At 31.2% G+C, this 17584-nt stretch carries 15 protein-coding genes; 8 read left to right on the forward strand and 7 right to left on the reverse strand.

Annotation, left to right across the window (positions count from 1 at the left end; translation table 11 throughout):
* Nucleotides 1-61 precede the first annotated feature (61 nt).
* Nucleotides 62-220 (reverse strand): 50S ribosomal protein L34, encoded by a 159-nt coding sequence (rpmH, locus tag DZ60_RS24670; protein WP_081414554.1) that lies wholly within the window; start codon nt 218-220, stop codon nt 62-64.
* A gap of 173 nt (nt 221-393) precedes the next feature.
* Between rpmH and DZ60_RS0108480 the strand changes: the two genes are divergently transcribed.
* Together DZ60_RS0108480 and DZ60_RS0108485 are read left to right on the forward strand one after the other, a co-directional pair.
* Complete coding sequence (locus tag DZ60_RS0108480; RefSeq protein WP_025741661.1) at nt 394-909, forward strand: tetratricopeptide repeat protein; 516 nt, start codon at nt 394-396, stop codon at nt 907-909.
* Between the two features lie 151 nt (nt 910-1060).
* On the forward strand, nt 1061-1840 hold the full coding sequence (locus tag DZ60_RS0108485; protein WP_025741662.1) for a TlpA family protein disulfide reductase: 780 nt from the start codon (nt 1061-1063) through the stop codon (nt 1838-1840).
* A gap of 4 nt (nt 1841-1844) precedes the next feature.
* Here the strand turns inward: DZ60_RS0108485 and DZ60_RS0108490 are convergent, their stop codons facing one another.
* The 3 genes from DZ60_RS0108490 to DZ60_RS0108500 form a co-directional block, all read right to left on the reverse strand.
* Nucleotides 1845-2288 (reverse strand): sulfite exporter TauE/SafE family protein, encoded by a 444-nt coding sequence (locus DZ60_RS0108490; RefSeq protein WP_316929886.1) that lies wholly within the window; start codon nt 2286-2288, stop codon nt 1845-1847.
* A 141-nt stretch (nt 2289-2429) separates the two neighbouring features.
* The gene (locus DZ60_RS0108495) at nt 2430-3377 is read right to left on the reverse strand and encodes a lytic transglycosylase domain-containing protein (protein WP_025741664.1); all 948 of its coding nucleotides are present in this window, start codon (nt 3375-3377) and stop codon (nt 2430-2432) included.
* Between the two features lie 67 nt (nt 3378-3444).
* A complete protein-coding gene (locus tag DZ60_RS0108500) occupies nt 3445-4110 on the reverse strand; it encodes a class I SAM-dependent methyltransferase (RefSeq protein ID WP_025741665.1) in 666 nt (221 codons plus the stop codon).
* A 288-nt stretch (nt 4111-4398) separates the two neighbouring features.
* Here DZ60_RS0108500 and DZ60_RS0108505 point away from each other — a divergent pair, with 288 nt between their 5' ends.
* Nucleotides 4399-4701 (forward strand): GNAT family N-acetyltransferase, encoded by a 303-nt coding sequence (locus tag DZ60_RS0108505; protein WP_025741666.1) that lies wholly within the window; start codon nt 4399-4401, stop codon nt 4699-4701.
* Nucleotides 4702-4793: 92 nt separating this feature from the next.
* Here DZ60_RS0108505 and mtaB read toward each other — a convergent pair whose 3' ends face one another.
* Entirely contained in the window at nt 4794-6104 is a 1311-nt protein-coding gene (gene mtaB / locus DZ60_RS22740) for a tRNA (N(6)-L-threonylcarbamoyladenosine(37)-C(2))-methylthiotransferase MtaB (RefSeq protein WP_034229179.1), read from the reverse strand.
* Nucleotides 6105-6236: 132 nt separating this feature from the next.
* Here mtaB and DZ60_RS0108515 point away from each other — a divergent pair, with 132 nt between their 5' ends.
* The gene (locus DZ60_RS0108515) at nt 6237-7862 is read left to right on the forward strand and encodes an ABC transporter substrate-binding protein (protein WP_025741667.1); all 1626 of its coding nucleotides are present in this window, start codon (nt 6237-6239) and stop codon (nt 7860-7862) included.
* Between the two features lie 39 nt (nt 7863-7901).
* Here the strand turns inward: DZ60_RS0108515 and DZ60_RS0108520 are convergent, their stop codons facing one another.
* Nucleotides 7902-9080 (reverse strand): GlmU family protein, encoded by a 1179-nt coding sequence (locus DZ60_RS0108520; RefSeq protein WP_025741668.1) that lies wholly within the window; start codon nt 9078-9080, stop codon nt 7902-7904.
* A gap of 185 nt (nt 9081-9265) precedes the next feature.
* A complete protein-coding gene (locus DZ60_RS0108525; RefSeq protein ID WP_025741669.1) occupies nt 9266-9517 on the reverse strand; it encodes a type B 50S ribosomal protein L31 in 252 nt (83 codons plus the stop codon).
* A 175-nt stretch (nt 9518-9692) separates the two neighbouring features.
* Between DZ60_RS0108525 and DZ60_RS0108535 the strand changes: the two genes are divergently transcribed.
* The 4 genes from DZ60_RS0108535 to DZ60_RS0108550 all read left to right on the forward strand — a co-directional run bounded on the left by DZ60_RS0108535 (nt 9693) and on the right by DZ60_RS0108550 (nt 14889).
* Nucleotides 9693-10220, forward strand: coding sequence for a DUF4199 domain-containing protein (locus DZ60_RS0108535; RefSeq protein ID WP_025741670.1), 528 nt, complete (start codon nt 9693-9695; stop codon nt 10218-10220).
* 16 nt (nt 10221-10236) lie between these two features.
* Entirely contained in the window at nt 10237-11184 is a 948-nt protein-coding gene (locus DZ60_RS0108540) for a glycosyltransferase family 2 protein (RefSeq protein ID WP_025741671.1), read from the forward strand.
* 114 nt (nt 11185-11298) lie between these two features.
* Entirely contained in the window at nt 11299-13029 is a 1731-nt protein-coding gene (locus DZ60_RS0108545) for a phospho-sugar mutase (RefSeq protein ID WP_025741672.1), read from the forward strand.
* A 30-nt stretch (nt 13030-13059) separates the two neighbouring features.
* Entirely contained in the window at nt 13060-14889 is a 1830-nt protein-coding gene (locus DZ60_RS0108550) for an ABC transporter ATP-binding protein (RefSeq protein ID WP_025741673.1), read from the forward strand.
* The last annotated feature ends 2695 nt before the right edge of the window (nt 14890-17584 follow it).

Consider the following 17584-nt stretch of genomic DNA (forward strand, 5'->3'; position numbering starts at 1 on the left):
GATATAAAAAAAGGCGTTACTTCTAAAAGTAACACCTTAAATATTTTAATCCACACTTGCATTAGTGCTTATGTCTTAACTCTGAAGAAACAGATAGCTTCTTTCTTCCCTTTGCTCTTCTACGAGCTAACACCTTTCTACCATTTGCAGAAGCCATACGCTCTCTGAAACCGTGTTTGTTTTTTCTCTTTCTCTTCGATGGTTGAAACGTTCTTTTCATTGCTATCTATATTTGTATATCTTCTTGAAATATCTAAACTTAATCTTTCGAGAACTTCTTCTCAAAACTGCGGGCAAATATACAAAGAGTTTTTACTTTGACAAACGTAATTATGAAATTATTTTTATTTGTTTTTATTACCTTTGCGCCTACTTAATAAATAATCCTTTTCAATGTACAATAAAAATATAAAACTAGTATTAGCAACAATCGTTTTTGGAGTAGCCATATGGCAAATAATAGACGGATATGTAGGTAATGGCATCCTCTTAATTTTTCTAGCTGCTATTTTTGTATTTTTATATTTTAAAAACGAACTCATCTTAATGTCTTTTTTACGTTTACGAAAACAAGATATGGATGGCGCTCAGAAATGGTTGAATAAAATTAAAAATCCAAAAAGCGCTCTTGTTACTAAACAAGAAGGATATTACAACTACCTTCATGGCATTATACTTTCACAGACAAATATCACACAAGCAGAAAAGTATCTTAAAAAAGCTGTCAAATTAGGATTATCTATGGATCATGATCTTGCTGCCGCAAAACTTAATCTAGCTGGCATTGCTATGACAAAAAGACGTAAAAGAGAAGCGCAAATGCTGCTAACAGAAGCAAAAAAATTAGATAAAAATAATATGCTAAAGGATCAAATAACAATGATGAAACAGCAAATGAAGAAATTTTAGGCATACTAATTGCACCAGAAATTACGTTAAACTATTTTACAATAGCTATTTACCTTTAAAAGCGTTAATTAATGGTGTAAACTTAAATTTCATACCTGAAAAATGTTTTTTTGAAGGCATTGTAGTATTTTAGCTACCATAATATATCCCAATGAAGAAATTTTTAATATCAGGAATACTTATTTTTTTTACCATTAATTCTTTTGCTCAGGAAGAAAGAAAAATACCATTTTCAGTCGCTATTTCCTCACATATTGTAAAATACAATCAAAAAATTGATGCTGCATATCAGGATAAAGATCTTGAAAGAGCTGAATTTCTTTTTGACTCATTGGTAGTAAACCATTTAAGTGGCACATATATGGATAACTTTAATGTATATCCATTAAAAGGAGAACCTATATCATTAGAAGAATACGAAAAACCCATTTTTCTTATCACTTATGCCTCTTGGTGTGTACCTGGAATAGGAGAAATACCTGCATTAAATGACTTAGTGGATAAATTTCATGATCAAATTGATTTTGTTGTTCTTTTCTGGGACAATAAAGAAAATCTGAAAGAAAAAATAAGAGAATACACAGAAAACATACAATTGGTGCATATTGACGAAAAAACCAATCAAGACTCTTATATAATTAATAAACTAAAGCACGCGTTAGGCTTCCCTATGATGTATTTTATTGATGAAAATAAAGAAATTTTAGACATTAGGAAGATTGTTACGCACCATTCAAGCGAGACTCTTAGTAACTCCTACAACATTCACTTCAATTCATTATCAAAAGGCGTTTCGCTATTAATAGCAAACCTCGACACTCCTGAAGAAAACGAAGAAGATACACGGACTGACGAAGAACGAGATATTGATCGGGAATTTGAGCAATATGAAAGGGAACGCGATTCTCTAAATAGCATAAGAGATAATTAATAAATTATTTCCCTGAAATCATCTTAAGAGCTACTAATAGTAAAACTCCGCCAAAAATCTTTTTTAACAAGGCTTGATTTATAGAAATCGCAAGCTTACTACCTATATACCCTCCTACTATAAAGCACACAGCTATTATTACAGCATATTTCCAATTTACATAACCTTCTTGATAATAGTTATATGCGGCTAGCAGTGTAACTGGCACAGCTAATACAGCGAGACTGGTGCCTTGTGCCTCTAATTGAGAGAAATTAACCCATAATATCAAGAGAGGTATCATAACAACACTACCTCCTATGCCTAGAGTACCACTAAAAAAACCAGCCAATAAACCGATCAAGATAAGAGAAATCAATATAGATGTATTCATCTGCTTATTCATATTAAACCTAATGTAGAAATAGGCTAAAATAACAGTAATTACAATTTGATCATAGTTATTTATTTAATTATATCTAATAACAACATCTCAAAACAAAGATCAAAGAGTATATTGCAATGTAAAAAAACGTGTTCTCACAACTTTTAATACAAACAAGCAGAAGTCAAAAATGGAATAAAAAAGTTACTGATAAAAAAACAACTGTTATTGTCCTACACCTGTTTTATAGTACCCTTCTCTCGGAATTTTAATCAAATATTCTTTCCCTCCATAGTTATTAAGGTGATCCTCTCGCAACCAAGGGTTATGTAACTTTAATATTTTATAATTAATATTATGCTGTGCAGCAAATTTTGTAAAATCCGTTATAGGCTCATCTACTAGTACACTGAAAGTAGGTATATGGCTATATAAATCTTCATTACTAAAATTAAAACCATATTTTTTAGGGTTGCTTAAAATCTCCTTTAAGGCAACTATTCTAAAAACATACCTCCCTGTTTCCTGCCCTAATAAAAGATCATAATAAGTAGAAACATTTTGTTTTGTTAGCCTTTTATTAATACCTCCACTACCTGCATTATACGCTGCTGCCGCCAGAGTCCAGGAACCAAATCTTTCTTTTGCCTTTTTCAAATACTTACATGCAACTTCTGTTGATTTTTCGATATGATACCTTTCATCTACATTCTCATTCACTTCAAGTCCATATTCTTTTGCAGTACCTTTTAAAATTTGCCAAAATCCGGTAGCCCTAGCAGGAGAAACTGCTTGAGTCAAACCACTTTCGATCACAGCAAGATATTTAAAATCTTCTGGAACACCATTTTCTTTGAGAATAGACTCTATTAGAGGAAAGTATTTATTTGCGCGTTTAAAAAGAAGTAAACCATTAGATTGCCAATAGGTATTAACTAACAACTCTCTATCCATCCTTTCTTTAATATCAGGATTCTCAATAGGTACTAATTCTCCAGCAAAATTGAGATTATCAGGCATAGGTATTGCATACACATTATAATCATTTATCAAATTTTCCTCGAAAACTTCTTGTTCTACAGGCTTTTTAGGTTCTTCCTGTGTGGCGTTTACTAAAATTCCGAACGTAAACAAAATACCCAATAGGGCTAAAATTTTTTTAATCATTTTCATTTCTTGGTAGATTTTATTGGGGAATAAAATATAATTTACACAATATACGTAAAAACTTAACTTAATGCTAGTTATCCTCAATTATTTCAGGTAAATTTTCTATAAACCATTTTGCTCGATTTATAATCATAACATGAGTTCCCCCCGCTACAATAATACAATCTTTTATATTAGAAACAGGAAAAATAATATCATTATCACCATGAATATGTACAAGCCCCTTGGGTGGTTTTTCTTGATCCCAACAAACCATTTTCTCTATAGCCCAATCCAAATACACTTTATCATTAACGGACAAATACTTTTGATAAAGTGCGGCTCTTTTTTTAGCGAAGTCTCCCAAAGCTAATTTTTCCCAATCATCAATTTTAGAAATCATTCCTGTCGGCACTAACTTATACGCTTTTGTAGCCCGAGCAATTTTCATTCGTTTTGGCAATTCGAACTTACTTTTGACACTCGAAATAATGATAAGTTTTTTAAGCTTTAGGAATCTGCTCATTTCCTGAACGATTAACCCTCCAAAAGAAACTCCTATTAAAACACAATTTTCGTGCATCACATCTTCACACATCCTTTTTGCATACTTTTCTACCGACTCATTTTTAGAAGGGATTTTCCAGGCGAGTGTATGCACAATATATCGGTCTGACGGAAGCTTGATGAAATCAAATATAGAAACATCTGCCGCCATTCCTGGCATAAAATAAACATGGGTAACTTCCTGCTGCATAGGTATTTTAACAGTACATATTAAGTTTAAACTCCTAATTTCATTATCTTTGTGTTTCAAAATTATAGTATTCCTATTTTAGAAAAAAGAAATAATAAATTAATTTTTATTTTAAGAACAACAAAAAATAACATCAATTAGCCAAATATTGTCAGAATTGAAATCATTTTTTTGACGTTTCGTTTTTAATATTTTGAGACTTAAATAGATAATATAGAAGAACCAACCCTATAACGCCCTCGTAGGTATCCAAAATGATCATTGAATAATTTTATAAATATGGAGAATATGAATGCCGTTGAACTAGAAATTATCGACAACGAATTTCTAAGACAATTCGAAACCATGATTGATGGTAAAAAGGCTAAAATAGAATACGCCTTGCAAGAAAGAAAAGTTTTTCTTACCAAACTTATCATGAATGAAGAGCACCTTGAAAAAGGATATGAGCAGGATTTTATTATCGCTGTTTTTAATGTAATTGAAGAACGCAATATCAAACTAGTCCCTACAAGCCCTATTATTGCTAAGTTTATGCGAAAAAATCGTAGAAAATATAAAAATCTGCTTCCGGTTGGGATTAATATTTAGTTTAGTGAGAAGAAATATACATTTAATAGTGTATTTCTTCTTATTCTTAAATTAATCACTAGCATCACTATCGCATTAAAAAACTAGTTTTCTTACAATAACCTAAACCTTACAACACCTTCATCATCAATTTCTTTCAGAATTATTTCATGTAAAGTATTAACATACTCTGGATTCCATGGCATTTTTACCTTGACATAGTTCTCAGTAAACCCATAAATATATCCTTCCTTATTTTCAGACTCAAAAAGCACAGTCCTTTTTGTTCCGAGTTGATTTTCATAAAAATGTCTTCTCTTCTTAACAGATAAGCCACGCAACATCTTACTTCTCTTTTTACGAACACCTTGAGGAACAACTCCACCTAACTCAGCAGCAACGGTATTCTCTCTCTCTGAATATGTAAATACATGCAAATACGAAATATCTAATTGTGATAAGAAATTATACGTGTCCAGAAAGTGATCATCTGTTTCACCTGGGAAACCGACAATGACATCAACACCTATACATGCGTGAGGCATCACTTCTTTAATTTTTTGAACCCTCTCAACATAGACATCACTAAGATACCTTCGCCTCATGAGTTTTAGAATTTCATCGTTTCCAGATTGTAAAGGAATATGAAAATGAGGAACAAAAGTTCGTGATTTTGAAACAAAATCAATAGTTTCTGTTTTTAACAAATTAGGTTCTATAGAAGAAATTCTTAACCTTTCTATCCCTTGCACCTTGTCTAATGCCTGTACTAGATCAAAAAAGGTATGTTCATGCTTTTTATTCCCAAACTCACCTTTACCATAATCCCCGATATTAACGCCTGTAAGCACAATTTCTTTAATCCCTTTTTGTGAAATTTCTTTTGCATTGCCAAGAACATTTTCTAAGGTATCACTTCTAGAAATCCCTCTAGCTAGAGGAATCGTACAGTATGTACATTTGTAATCACAACCATCCTGAACTTTCAAAAAAGCTCTTGTTCGGTCTCCGATAGAATAACTACCCACATAGAAATCAGCTTCTTCTATTTCACAAGAATGTACTTCCCCAAATTCATTTTTAGAAAGATCATTAATATAGTCTGTAATTTTAAATTTTTCTGTAGCTCCGAGAACCAGATCAACGCCATCTACATCAGCTAACTCTTCTGGTTTTAATTGTGCATAACAGCCAACTGCAGCTACAAATGCCTCGGGATTTACTTTTTGGGCTTGTTTTACAATAGTCTTAAACCTCTTATCCGCATTTTCGGTAACAGAACATGTATTAATAACATAAATATCAGCTTCTTCTGAGAAATCGACACGATCAAACCCTTCAGCATTAAAACTACGCGCAATAGTAGAGGTTTCCGAAAAATTCAGTTTACAACCTAATGTATAAAACGCTACTTTTTTTCTCATAAAACACACCTGTCATTTCCGTAAAGACAGAAATCTATTTATATTTACCATTAGCAATACTCATATAAGTGAGTCTTCCTATTTTTTCAGGGTGCAAATATACCAACAATAATTCGTTTACTAAAATTGAAAATCTTTCACTATTCTTTTATAATTCGCTATTTAGCAATATTTTATATTCTTTTCACATTAATCTCCTGCAAAGATTCTTTTAAAGAAAATAGAGATCATCTAGTGTTTAGATACAATGAATACTCTAACACAGAATCACTAGATCCTGCATTTGCAAGAAACCCGGGTACTATATGGCCTACCAATCAACTATTTAATGGATTGGTACAATTCGATGAGTCATTGCAAGTATTGCCCGATATTGCAAAAAGTTGGAAAATATCTGATAGTGCTTTGCGATATACATTCACCTTACGTAAGGATGTAAAATTTCATAAACACGCACAATTTAAGACTAAGGACAGCACACGATTTGTTGTTGCCAAGGACTTTGTATATAGTTTTAACAGACTCATCGACCCAAAAGTAGCATCTCCCGGCAACTGGGTTCTAAAATATGTAGAGGAATACCAGGCCTTAAATGATAGTATATTCGAAATCAGATTAAAAAAACCGTTTCCAGCTTTTTTAGGATTAATGAGTATGCGTTACTGCTCTGTTGTCCCTAAAGAAATTGTAGAATTTTATGGTCCCCTATTTAGATCTAACCCAATAGGAACAGGTCCTTTTAAATTTAAATTATGGGAAGAAAACGTTAAGCTAGTATTACGCAAGAACGAATTGTACTTTGAAAAAGACGAAAAAGGAAGACAACTCCCCTATCTTGAAGCAGTTGCAATTACTTTTTTACCAGAAAAGCAAAGTGAATTTTTACAATTTGCAAAAGGAAACCTCGACTTTCTTAATAGCTTAGATGCTTCCTATAAAGATGAATTACTTACACCAACAGGAAAATTAAGAGATCACTATAAAAATCGTATTAAAATATCAAAAGGCCCCTATCTTAATTCTGAATACCTAGGATTTTATTTAGACGGAGACACTAAAGAAATTCAGTCAGAGTATATCAGAAAGGCAGTAAACTATGGTTTTGACCGTCAAAAAATGATTACTTATCTAAAAAATGGTATCGGTATACCTGCCACAAGTGGATTCATCCCAAAAGGATTACCTGGGTTCAGAAATATCAAAGGATATGACTACAATCCAGAAAAATCCAGAAAATTGATCCAAGCGTATATACAAGAAACAGGAGATACCAACCCTACAATTCGTATCGCTACAGATTCTAATTACCAAAGTATATGTGAGTTTATACAAAGAGAGCTAGAAAAAATGGGGTTAACTGTACTAGTAGATGTTATGCCCCCTCCTACTATTAGAGAAAAAAAATGGTCAGGAGAACTGGATACTTTTAGAGCCAGTTGGATCGCAGATTACCCCGATGCCGAAAACTTTTTATCTCCATTTTATAGTAAAAACCACACACCAAATGGTCCAAACTATACTCATTTCAAAAATGACACATTTGATCAACTATACGAGGAAAGTTTTCTTATAACAGATACCAAAACACGTGAAGAACATTACATCAAAATGGATTCGATAATAGTAGCCAATGCTCCTATTGTTCCCTTATATTATGATCAAGTAACACAATTTATTCATAAAAACGTAAAAGGAATGACAACCAATCCTCAGAATCATCTTGTATTAAAACGAGTATGGAAAGAGAAAAGGAAATAGCATCTATATTACATTGCAAAAGACTTAAAAAGAAACTATTTAATCATAACTTGATCGATATTGCTTAGTATCCTCAAAAATATGTTCTAAAATCTTTTGCTCCTCTGTTGTGAATTCGATTTTTCTTCTAAGCATAACCACCTTAGCAACTTCGAATGCCTTTTTGCTTAAGTATGTTACAAAACCTGAACTCCCTCCCCAACTATAACTTGGCACAAAATTACGAGGAAAACCAGTGCCAAAAATATTAGAGCACACTCCTACTACAGTCCCTGTATTAAACATTACATTAATTCCTGACTTAGAGTGATCCCCCATCATTAAACCGCAAAATTGAAGCCCTGTTTTTGCAAAACCTTCTGTCTCATAACTCCATAATCTTACCTGGGCATAATTATTTTTAAGATTCGAAGTATTTGTATCTGCACCTAAATTACACCATTCACCCAAAACAGAATTTCCCATAAATCCATCATGTCCTTTATTCGAATAACCGAACACTACAGAATTACTAACTTCTCCACCTATTTTAGAATGTGGCCCTACGGTAGTACCTCCATAAATTTTGGCTCCCATTTTAATCGTAGAATTGTCACATAGAGCAAAAGGTCCTCGTATAAGACTACCTTCCATAATTTCGGCATTCTTACCCACATAAATCGGCCCTTTACTTGCATTAAGAGTTGCGAATTCTACTGATGCACCTTCTTCTATAAATATATTTTCTGGAGAAATTACCCGATTAGTTTCAGAAATAGGTACACTTTCTCTTCCTGCTGTCAAAAGTTTAAAATCTTTCTTTATGGCTTCTTCATTTTTTGAAAAAATATCCCATGTATTTTTAACCGTAAAAATATCTTTATCATATTCTATAATATCATAAAGATCAAAATCAACCTCCTGATCCTCTTTTGCATAAAATGCTATTGGTTCATTATCATAAAAAATGGCTTGCTCCATTTTTAACCCCTTAATTTGCTGCACGAGATCTTCAGTAGGCATATATGAAGCATTAATCATTATATTTTCCTCTAGCTCTACCATAGGATACTTGGTACTAAGATACTCTTCCGTAATCGTAGAAGTTGTTATCCCTAAATACTTTTCCCATTTTTCACGAATCGTGATAATACCGATACGAATCTCAGCAACAGGTCGAGTATAGGTAAATGGCAAAAGTGAATTACGTGATGCCCCATCAAAAAGAATATAATTCATACGTATGATTTCAAATAGATTTGTTAACTACAATGTATTTTCAAAACAAAAATAAAAACCCTAAACCAAAATCAAGAGTAATTCAATTGATTTATTAGAAAATTATTCGGATTTAAAAGATCTGTAAATAAAAAAGCCTTTCTTTATAAAGAAAGGCTTTTTTGTGTATGTATTCTATTACTAAATTACTTCTTGAATTTAGCATATTTGTTTTTGAACTTGTCAATACGTCCAGCTGTATCGATAAGTTTTGATTTACCAGTATAGAATGGATGCGATGTTCTTGAAATTTCTAATTTCACCAATGGATACTCTACTCCATCAACCTCTAGAGTTTCTTTTGTATTTGCAGTAGATTTAGTTAAAAAAACTTCGTCATTTGACATATCTTTAAAAGCAACTAATCTATAATTTTCTGGGTGAATATCTTTTCTCATTGTATTATTCTTTTCTTTTTTCGAGGTGCAAATTTAATCATTATCTTCAAATGAACAATAATAAAATTATTTTTTTTGTCAATTTTCTCTAAAATTTCTTTTTTCAAACCGTAAATGTAACAAATTGCTATATTTGTGTACTTATGTTTTAAACATAATCAAAACAAAATTATACATGGAAAACGAAAAGCCATCCACAAAAAAAATCATTATTAACTACGGAGTTTTATTAGGTATCGCTTCTGTTACATTTAGCCTGATTGTCTACCTGACGGGCATGTACAAACAACCTCATTGGTCCGTAGGTGTCATTGGGTTTGCTATTATGATTTTTGCCATTACACTGGGCATAAAAGCTTTTAAGACAAAAAACAATGGATTTCTCATTCTATCTGATGCATTAAAAATAGGAATAGGTATAGCAATGATTGGCGGTATTATTTCTGGTATTTGGAATGTGACACTTACTACAGTCATAGAACCTGAGTATACCGCTCAAGTTATGGAGTTTCAAAAAGAAAAAATGTTACGTGATACTCCCGACATGACAGAAGAACAAGTTGAACAGATTTATGCAATGACTGATAAGCTACAAAAACCACCTATTGCATTTGCTCTTGGCCTAGTAGGAAGTTTATTTTTTGGATTTATTATATCCCTTATAACCGGATTAATATTACAAAAGAAAGAAGAGCTGTACTAGAAATGCTCTATTAGTTATGAATATATCCTTAGTCATACCACTGCTCAATGAGCAGGAATCCTTAAATGAATTATATGATTGGATTGCAAAAGTTATGCAATCCAATTCTTTTTCTTACGAAATTATCTTTATTGATGATGGTAGTACGGATGGTTCATGGGAAACCATTTTGGCATTATCAAAAAAAGATGAGCATGTAAAGGGAATTCGGTTTTTTAGAAACTTTGGAAAATCTCAGGCACTACATGCTGGTTTTGCAGCCGTAAAAGGTGAGGTAATAATTACTATGGATGCTGATTTGCAAGATAGTCCAGAAGAAATCCCTGAATTATATGATCTTATACACAAGCAAGGATATGATTTAATATCTGGGTGGAAAAGAAAACGGTATGATTCTGTGTTAGCAAAAAATTTACCTTCTAAGCTTTTTAATGCAGCTGCTAGAAAAACATCTGGTGTAAAATTACATGACTTTAATTGTGGACTCAAAGCCTATAAAAATAGTGTAGTAAAAAACATTGATGTTCATGGCGAAATGCATAGATATATACCTGTTCTTGCCAAAAATGCAGGTTTCTCTAAAATAGGAGAAAAAGTAGTGGTACACCAAGCCCGTAAATACGGAAAAACAAAATTTGGAATGAGTCGTTTTATAAACGGTTTTCTAGATTTGGTAACCATTTGGTTTATGTCACATTTTGGAAAAAGACCTATGCATTTCTTTGGTCTAATTGGTACATTGCTCTTTTTTGTTGGATTTTGTTTTTCTGTATATCTAGCAATAGATAAACTTTTTATAGAAATAAATGGTAGATTAATTGCACAAAGACCTGAATTCTATATAGCCCTAACTTCAATGATTTTAGGGACTCAGTTTTTTCTGGCAGGATTTCTTGGAGAAATCATATTAACAAGCAAAAGAAGCAAACAACGTTATAAAATTTCTGAAAGTATTCATCTTTAGAATTATTAACTATCTAAATTATGAAGTCATCAGTATCCAAAAGCTGTAAACCTTTATAATTTCTAAAGTTTTTTACCAAAATTAAATAGTATTTTTGCAACTAAAATCACAAATATGCAAATCACAGATTCTGTTATAGATACAAGAGTTAACGAGTGGTTAACACCATTTTTTGATGCAACCACTCAAAATGAAATTCAAAGTTTACAAAAAAGTAATCCTGAAGAACTAAAAGAAAGTTTTTATAAGGATCTTGAATTTGGTACCGGTGGAATGAGAGGTATCATGGGAGTTGGCACCAACAGGATTAACAAATATACATTGGGTAAAAGTACTCAAGGGTTGAGTAACTATCTAATTCAACAATTTCCGGGAGAACAACCCAAAGCAGTAATTGCATATGACTGTAGACACAATAGTGATACCTTAGCGCAAGTTGTAGCTGATGTGTTTTCTGCGAATAATATCAAAGTTTACCTATTTTCTAGTCTTCGTCCAACGCCAGAATTATCTTTTGCCGTAAAGGAATTAGGGTGTCATTGTGGAATTGTTTTAACAGCAAGTCACAATCCTCCCGAATATAATGGTTACAAAGTATATTGGCAAGATGGTGGACAACTGGTCCCACCACAAGATGGAGAAATTATATCCGAAATAAACACCATAAATTACGCAGACATTCAATTTGAAGCAAATACAGATCTGATACAAAAAATTGATAGTGAAATTGACCCCGTTTTTATCGAGAATAGTGTAAAGAACGGTAGTTTTGCTGCTTCTCAAGAAGCTAAAGATAATACAACAATAGTTTTTACATCATTACACGGTACGTCTATTACGGCAGTGCCAGATACCTTAGAAAAAGCTGGCTATAAAAATGTTCATATAGTAAAAGAACAAGCAGAACCAGATGGTAATTTCCCTACGGTAAAGTCTCCTAATCCCGAAGAACCGGAAGCACTAGAAATGGCCATGAATCTTGCTAAAGAAGTAGATGCAGATATCGTTATTGGAACAGATCCTGACTGTGATCGATTAGGAATTGCCGTGCGCAATGCAGATGGTCAGTTACAATTGCTAAACGGAAACCAAACAATGATTGTAATGACTTGGTTCTTGTTAGAGAATAAGAAAAAGCAAAGTGGACTAAAAGGTAATGAATTTGTTGCTTCTACAATTGTTTCTACTCCAATGATGAGGAGTTTGGCAGAATCCTACGGTGTAGAGTACAAAGAAGTACTGACAGGATTTAAATGGATCGCAAAATTGATTAAAGATTTTCCTGAAAAGAATTTTATCGGAGGAGGTGAAGAAAGCTTTGGATATATGGTAGGAGATTTTGTAAGAGATAAAGACGCTGTAACATCTACCCTACTAGCCTGCGAAATTGTTGCATATACTAAAGCAAACGGAAGTTCTTTTTACAACACATTACTAGAGCTCTATAGTCAATATGGGTTTTATAAAGAAAATCTAGTGTCCTTAGTAAAAAAAGGAATTGACGGCGCTGCAGAAATTAAGCAAACCATGATTGACTTAAGAAACGATCCCCCAAAATTCATTAACGAAGAAAAGGTGGTTCTGATTGAGGATTATCAGACTAGTATTGCCAAAAACACTCAAGACCAGAAAGAGCACACAATAGATATTCCAAAATCAAATGTGCTCATTTTCTATACCGAATCAGGAAGTAAAATCGCTGCTCGACCCAGTGGTACAGAGCCAAAAATAAAGTTCTATATGAGTGTGCAAGAGCCTCTTGCAAATGTTGCTGATTTTTCTAACGTACAACAAAAATTAGAAAATAGAATTGAAGCCATCAAAAAGGACCTAAAATTAACTTAAATAACAGTAGAACCTGTTTCCGAATTTTTAATGAACTACTTTAAACAAATTCTTCGCTTTGCGATTCCTTATAAATCCTACGGTATTTTAAATATTATTTGTAATATTTTTTATGCCTTATTCAGTACTTTATCTTTTATATCGTTAATACCAATGCTTAGCGTTTTACTTAAAGAAAGTAAACCCATATATGAAAAACCAATTTGGAAAGAAGGACTAAGTGGTATAAAAGATTATTTAATGGAGTATTCAAATTACTTCATTACCCTAAAATCCGAGCAAGAAGGAGAAGTTTATGTCCTAACTGCTATGGTTGGTTTAGTAATCATAATGTTTTTTCTAAAAAATATTTTCGGGTATTCTGCAATGTATTTTATTACATTTTTACGAAACGGAGTACTAAGAGATATTAGAAATAAATTATATGAGAAAATAGTAGCACTACCTTTAAGCTATTTTTCAGAAAAAAGAAAAGGAGATGTTATTGCAAGAATAACATCAGATGTTCTAGAAATACAGCATTCTTTTCTTTCCATACTAGAGTTAGTAGTACGAGAACCATTAATGATTCTCTTTACTATCCTCATGATGTTTGCTATAAGTATTAAATTAACCATATTTGTTTTTATTTTTATCCCAGTATCAGGCTTCCTAATATCACTTATAGGAAAGTCTTTAAAAAGAAAATCAGAAAAAGTTCAAAGAGAACAAGGACAATTTTTATCTATTGTAGAAGAGACTCTCGGAGGACTAAAGGTTATAAAAGGCTTTAATGCAGAGGAAATTTTTGGAAGTAAATTTCAAAATTCAACCTCTAGATTCTTTAAGTTTTCTAATTCATTACTGAATCGACAAAACCTTGCATCCCCAACAAGTGAATTCTTAGGTATATGTGTAATTGCAATTTTATTGTGGTATGGTGGTAAAATGGTTTTTATTGATCATTCTCTAAATGCTAGTGAATTTTTTGCTTATATGGGACTCGCATATAACATTCTCACACCGGCCAAAGCAATATCCAAGGCAAGTTACTCTGTTAAAAAAGGAAATGCTGCTGCCGAACGTGTATTAGAAATTCTAAATACCAAATCTCCTTTACAAGATAAAATAGATGCCAAAACTAAAGAAGAGTTCCTGTCTGATATTACCTTAGAAAATATATCTTTCAAATATGAGGATGAATATGTGCTAAATAATTTTTCGCTTAAAGTACCCAAAGGAAGTTCTATTGCGCTAGTAGGACAATCTGGGAGCGGTAAATCAACAATAGCAAATTTGGTTACTCGATTTTATGATGTAAACAAAGGAGCAATAAAAATAGATAATATAGATATCAAAGATCTTACAAAAGCTTCTCTGAGAAATCTCATGGGTCTAGTAACCCAAGACTCTATATTATTTAATGATTCAATAAAGAATAATTTGTTAGTAGGAAACAAAACAGCTTCTGACAAAGAAGTTATTGAAGCATTAGAAATTGCCAATGCTTGGGAATTTGTAAAAGACTTACCTCAAGGTATAGAAACCAATATTGGAGATAGTGGTAATAAATTAAGCGGTGGGCAAAAACAACGCTTATCAATAGCTAGAGCAGTTCTTAAAAACCCACCAATAATGATATTAGATGAGGCTACATCCGCCTTAGATACCGAAAGCGAACGTCTGGTACAATCTGCACTTGAGAATATGATGAAAAATAGAACAAGTATTGTAATTGCACATAGGCTATCTACAATACAAAACTCTGATTTAATCGTTGTAATGCAAAAAGGAAAAATAGTAGAACAAGGTAGCCATGATGTACTTCTATCCAAAAATGGAGTTTATCAAAAATTAGTAAATATGCAGTCATTCGAATAAGGATGCATTAACGATTGGTAAGTAAGAAAAATAAAAAAAGAGTGCTTTCGCACTCTTTCTCTTCACACAAATCATCTTAATTTAGGGGCTTATTCTAAAATTAAAACTCACTTTTTTTAAACCTTGTTCATCTTGGGGAAAATGAAACAATTAAATCACAATCACAGGTCAAATATAAAACTCTTCTTAATACAAAACAAGAAAAAAATGCATTTTATCGTAAAAAAACATGTTTTTAACTATATTTTTTACAAAAAGTAAGACTTTACCTACATTTAATGTAATGTACATAAAACAAAAAAGAGTGCCTCCGCACTCTTTTTCTTCACACAAATCATCTTAATTTAGGGCTTATTCTAAAATTAAAACTCACTTTTTTTAAACCTTGTTCATCTTGGGGAAAATGAAACAATTAAATCACAATCACAGGTCAAATATAAAACTCTTCTTAATACAAAACAAGAAAAAAATGCATTTTATCGTAAAAAAACATGTTTTTAACTATATTTTTTACAAAAAGTAAGACTTTACCTACATTTAATGTAATGTACATAAAACAAAAAAGAGTGCCTCCGCACTCTTTTTCTTCACACAAATCATCTTAATTTAGGGCTTATTCTAAAATTAAAACTCACTTTTTTTAAACCTTGTTCATCTTGGGGAAAATGAAACAATTAAATCACAATCACAGGTCAAATATAAGACTCTTTTTAATATAAAGCAAGAAAAAATGTATTTTATCGTAAAAAACAAACATGTTAACCATTAAACGTATTAAAAGTAAGATTTAACTTACTTTTAAACAAAATATACATAAAACAAAAAAGAGTGCTTTCGCACTCTTTCTCTTCACACAAATCATCTTAATTTAGGGCTTATTCTAAAATTAAAACTCACTTTTTTTAAACCTTGTTCATCTTGGGGAAAATGAAACAATTAAATCACAATCACAGGTCAAATATAAAACTCTTTTTAATATAAAACAAGAAAAAAATGCATTTTATCGTAAAAAAACGTAATTTCAACTATGTTTTTTATTAAAAGTAAGATTTAACCTATATTTAATGAAATATGTATAAAACAAAAAAGAGCGCTCTCGCACTCTTTCTCTTCACACAAATCATCTTAATTTAGGGGCTTATTCTAAAATTAAAACTCACTTTTTTTAAACCTTGTTCATCTTGGGGAAAATGAAACAATTAAATCACAATCACAGGTCAAATATAAGACTCTTTTTAATATAAAGCAAGAAAAAATGTATTTTATCGTAAAAAACAAACATGTTAACCATTAAACGTATTAAAAGTAAGATTTAACTTACTTTTAAACAAAATATACATAAAACAAAAAAGAGTGCTTTCGCACTCTTTCTCTTCACACAAATCATCTTAATTTAGGGCTTATTCTAAAATTAAAACTCACTTTTTTTAAACCTTGTTCATCTTGGGGAAAATGAAACAATTAAATCACAATCACAAGTCAAATATAAAACTCTTTTTAATATAAAACAAGAAAAAAATGCATTTTATCGTAAAAAAACGTAATTTCAACTATGTTTTTTATTAAAAGTAAGATTTAACCTATATTTAATGAAATATGTATAAAACAAAAAAGAGCGCTCTCGCACTCTTTCTCTTCACACAAATCATCTTAATTTAGGGGCTTATTCTAAAATTAAAACTCACTTTTTTTAAACCTTGTTCATCTTGGGGAAAATGAAACAATTAAATCACAATCACAGGTCAAATATAAAACTCTTTTTAATACAAAACAAGAAAAAAATGTATTTTATCGTCAAAATAATGTTTTTAAACTTTTATAAATCAATTAATGTAAGATAAAACTTACTTATTAAACAAACGTTAGAAAACATCATAAAACAAAAAAGAGTGCTTTCGCACTCTTTCTCTTCACACAAATCATCTTAATTTAGGGGCTTATTCTAAAATTAAAACTCACTTTTTTTAAACCTTGTTCATCTTGGGGAAAATGAAACAATTAAATCACAATCACAGGTCAAATATAAAACTCTTTTTAATACAAAGCAAGAAAAAAATGTATTTTATCGTCAAAATAATGTTTTTAAACTTTTATAAATCAATTAATGTAAGATAAAACTTACTTATTAAACAAACGTTAGAAAACATCATAAAACAAAAAAGAGTGCTTTCGCACTCTTTCTCTTCACACAAATCATCTTAATTTAGGGGCTTATTCTAAAATTAAAACTCACTTTTTTTAAACCTTGTTCATCTTGGGGAAAATGAAACAATTAAATCACAATCACAGGTCAAATATAAAACACTTTTTAATACAAAGCAAGAAAAAAATGTATTTTATCGTCAAAATAATGTTTTTAAACTTTTATAAATCAATTAATGTAAGATAAAACTTACTTATTAAACAAACGTTAGAAAACATCATAAAACAAAAAAGAGTGCTTTCGCACTCTTTCTCTTCACACAAATCATCTTAATTTAGGGGCTTATTCTAAAATTAAAACTCACTTTTTTTAAACCTTGTTCATCTTGGGGAAAATGAAACAATTAAATCACAATCACAGGTCAAATATAAAACACTTTTTAATACAAAACAAGAAAAATATGCATTTTATCGTATAAATAATGTTTTTTAACTTTTATATCATGAAAAATGTAAGATAAAACTTACTTTTAGAATAAACATTAAAAAGGCG

Source organism: Aquimarina pacifica (assembly GCF_000520955.1).
Classification (GTDB): domain Bacteria; phylum Bacteroidota; class Bacteroidia; order Flavobacteriales; family Flavobacteriaceae; genus Aquimarina; species Aquimarina pacifica.

Coding starts and splice junctions, on each gene's coding strand:
- DZ60_RS0108535 (WP_025741670.1), top strand. CDS start 9,693: ATGGAAAACGAAAAGCCATCCACAAAAAAAATCATTATTAACTACGGA.
- DZ60_RS0108485 (WP_025741662.1), top strand. CDS start 1,061: ATGAAGAAATTTTTAATATCAGGAATACTTATTTTTTTTACCATTAAT.
- rpmH (WP_081414554.1), bottom strand. CDS start 220: ATGAAAAGAACGTTTCAACCATCGAAGAGAAAGAGAAAAAACAAACAC.
- mtaB (WP_034229179.1), bottom strand. CDS start 6,104: ATGAGAAAAAAAGTAGCGTTTTATACATTAGGTTGTAAACTGAATTTT.
- DZ60_RS0108525 (WP_025741669.1), bottom strand. CDS start 9,517: ATGAGAAAAGATATTCACCCAGAAAATTATAGATTAGTTGCTTTTAAA.
- DZ60_RS0108495 (WP_025741664.1), bottom strand. CDS start 3,377: ATGAAAATGATTAAAAAAATTTTAGCCCTATTGGGTATTTTGTTTACG.
- DZ60_RS0108540 (WP_025741671.1), top strand. CDS start 10,237: ATGAATATATCCTTAGTCATACCACTGCTCAATGAGCAGGAATCCTTA.
- DZ60_RS0108520 (WP_025741668.1), bottom strand. CDS start 9,080: ATGAATTATATTCTTTTTGATGGGGCATCACGTAATTCACTTTTGCCA.
- DZ60_RS0108505 (WP_025741666.1), top strand. CDS start 4,399: ATGAATGCCGTTGAACTAGAAATTATCGACAACGAATTTCTAAGACAA.
- DZ60_RS0108500 (WP_025741665.1), bottom strand. CDS start 4,110: ATGCAGCAGGAAGTTACCCATGTTTATTTTATGCCAGGAATGGCGGCA.
- DZ60_RS0108480 (WP_025741661.1), top strand. CDS start 394: ATGTACAATAAAAATATAAAACTAGTATTAGCAACAATCGTTTTTGGA.
- DZ60_RS0108545 (WP_025741672.1), top strand. CDS start 11,299: ATGCAAATCACAGATTCTGTTATAGATACAAGAGTTAACGAGTGGTTA.
- DZ60_RS0108550 (WP_025741673.1), top strand. CDS start 13,060: ATGAACTACTTTAAACAAATTCTTCGCTTTGCGATTCCTTATAAATCC.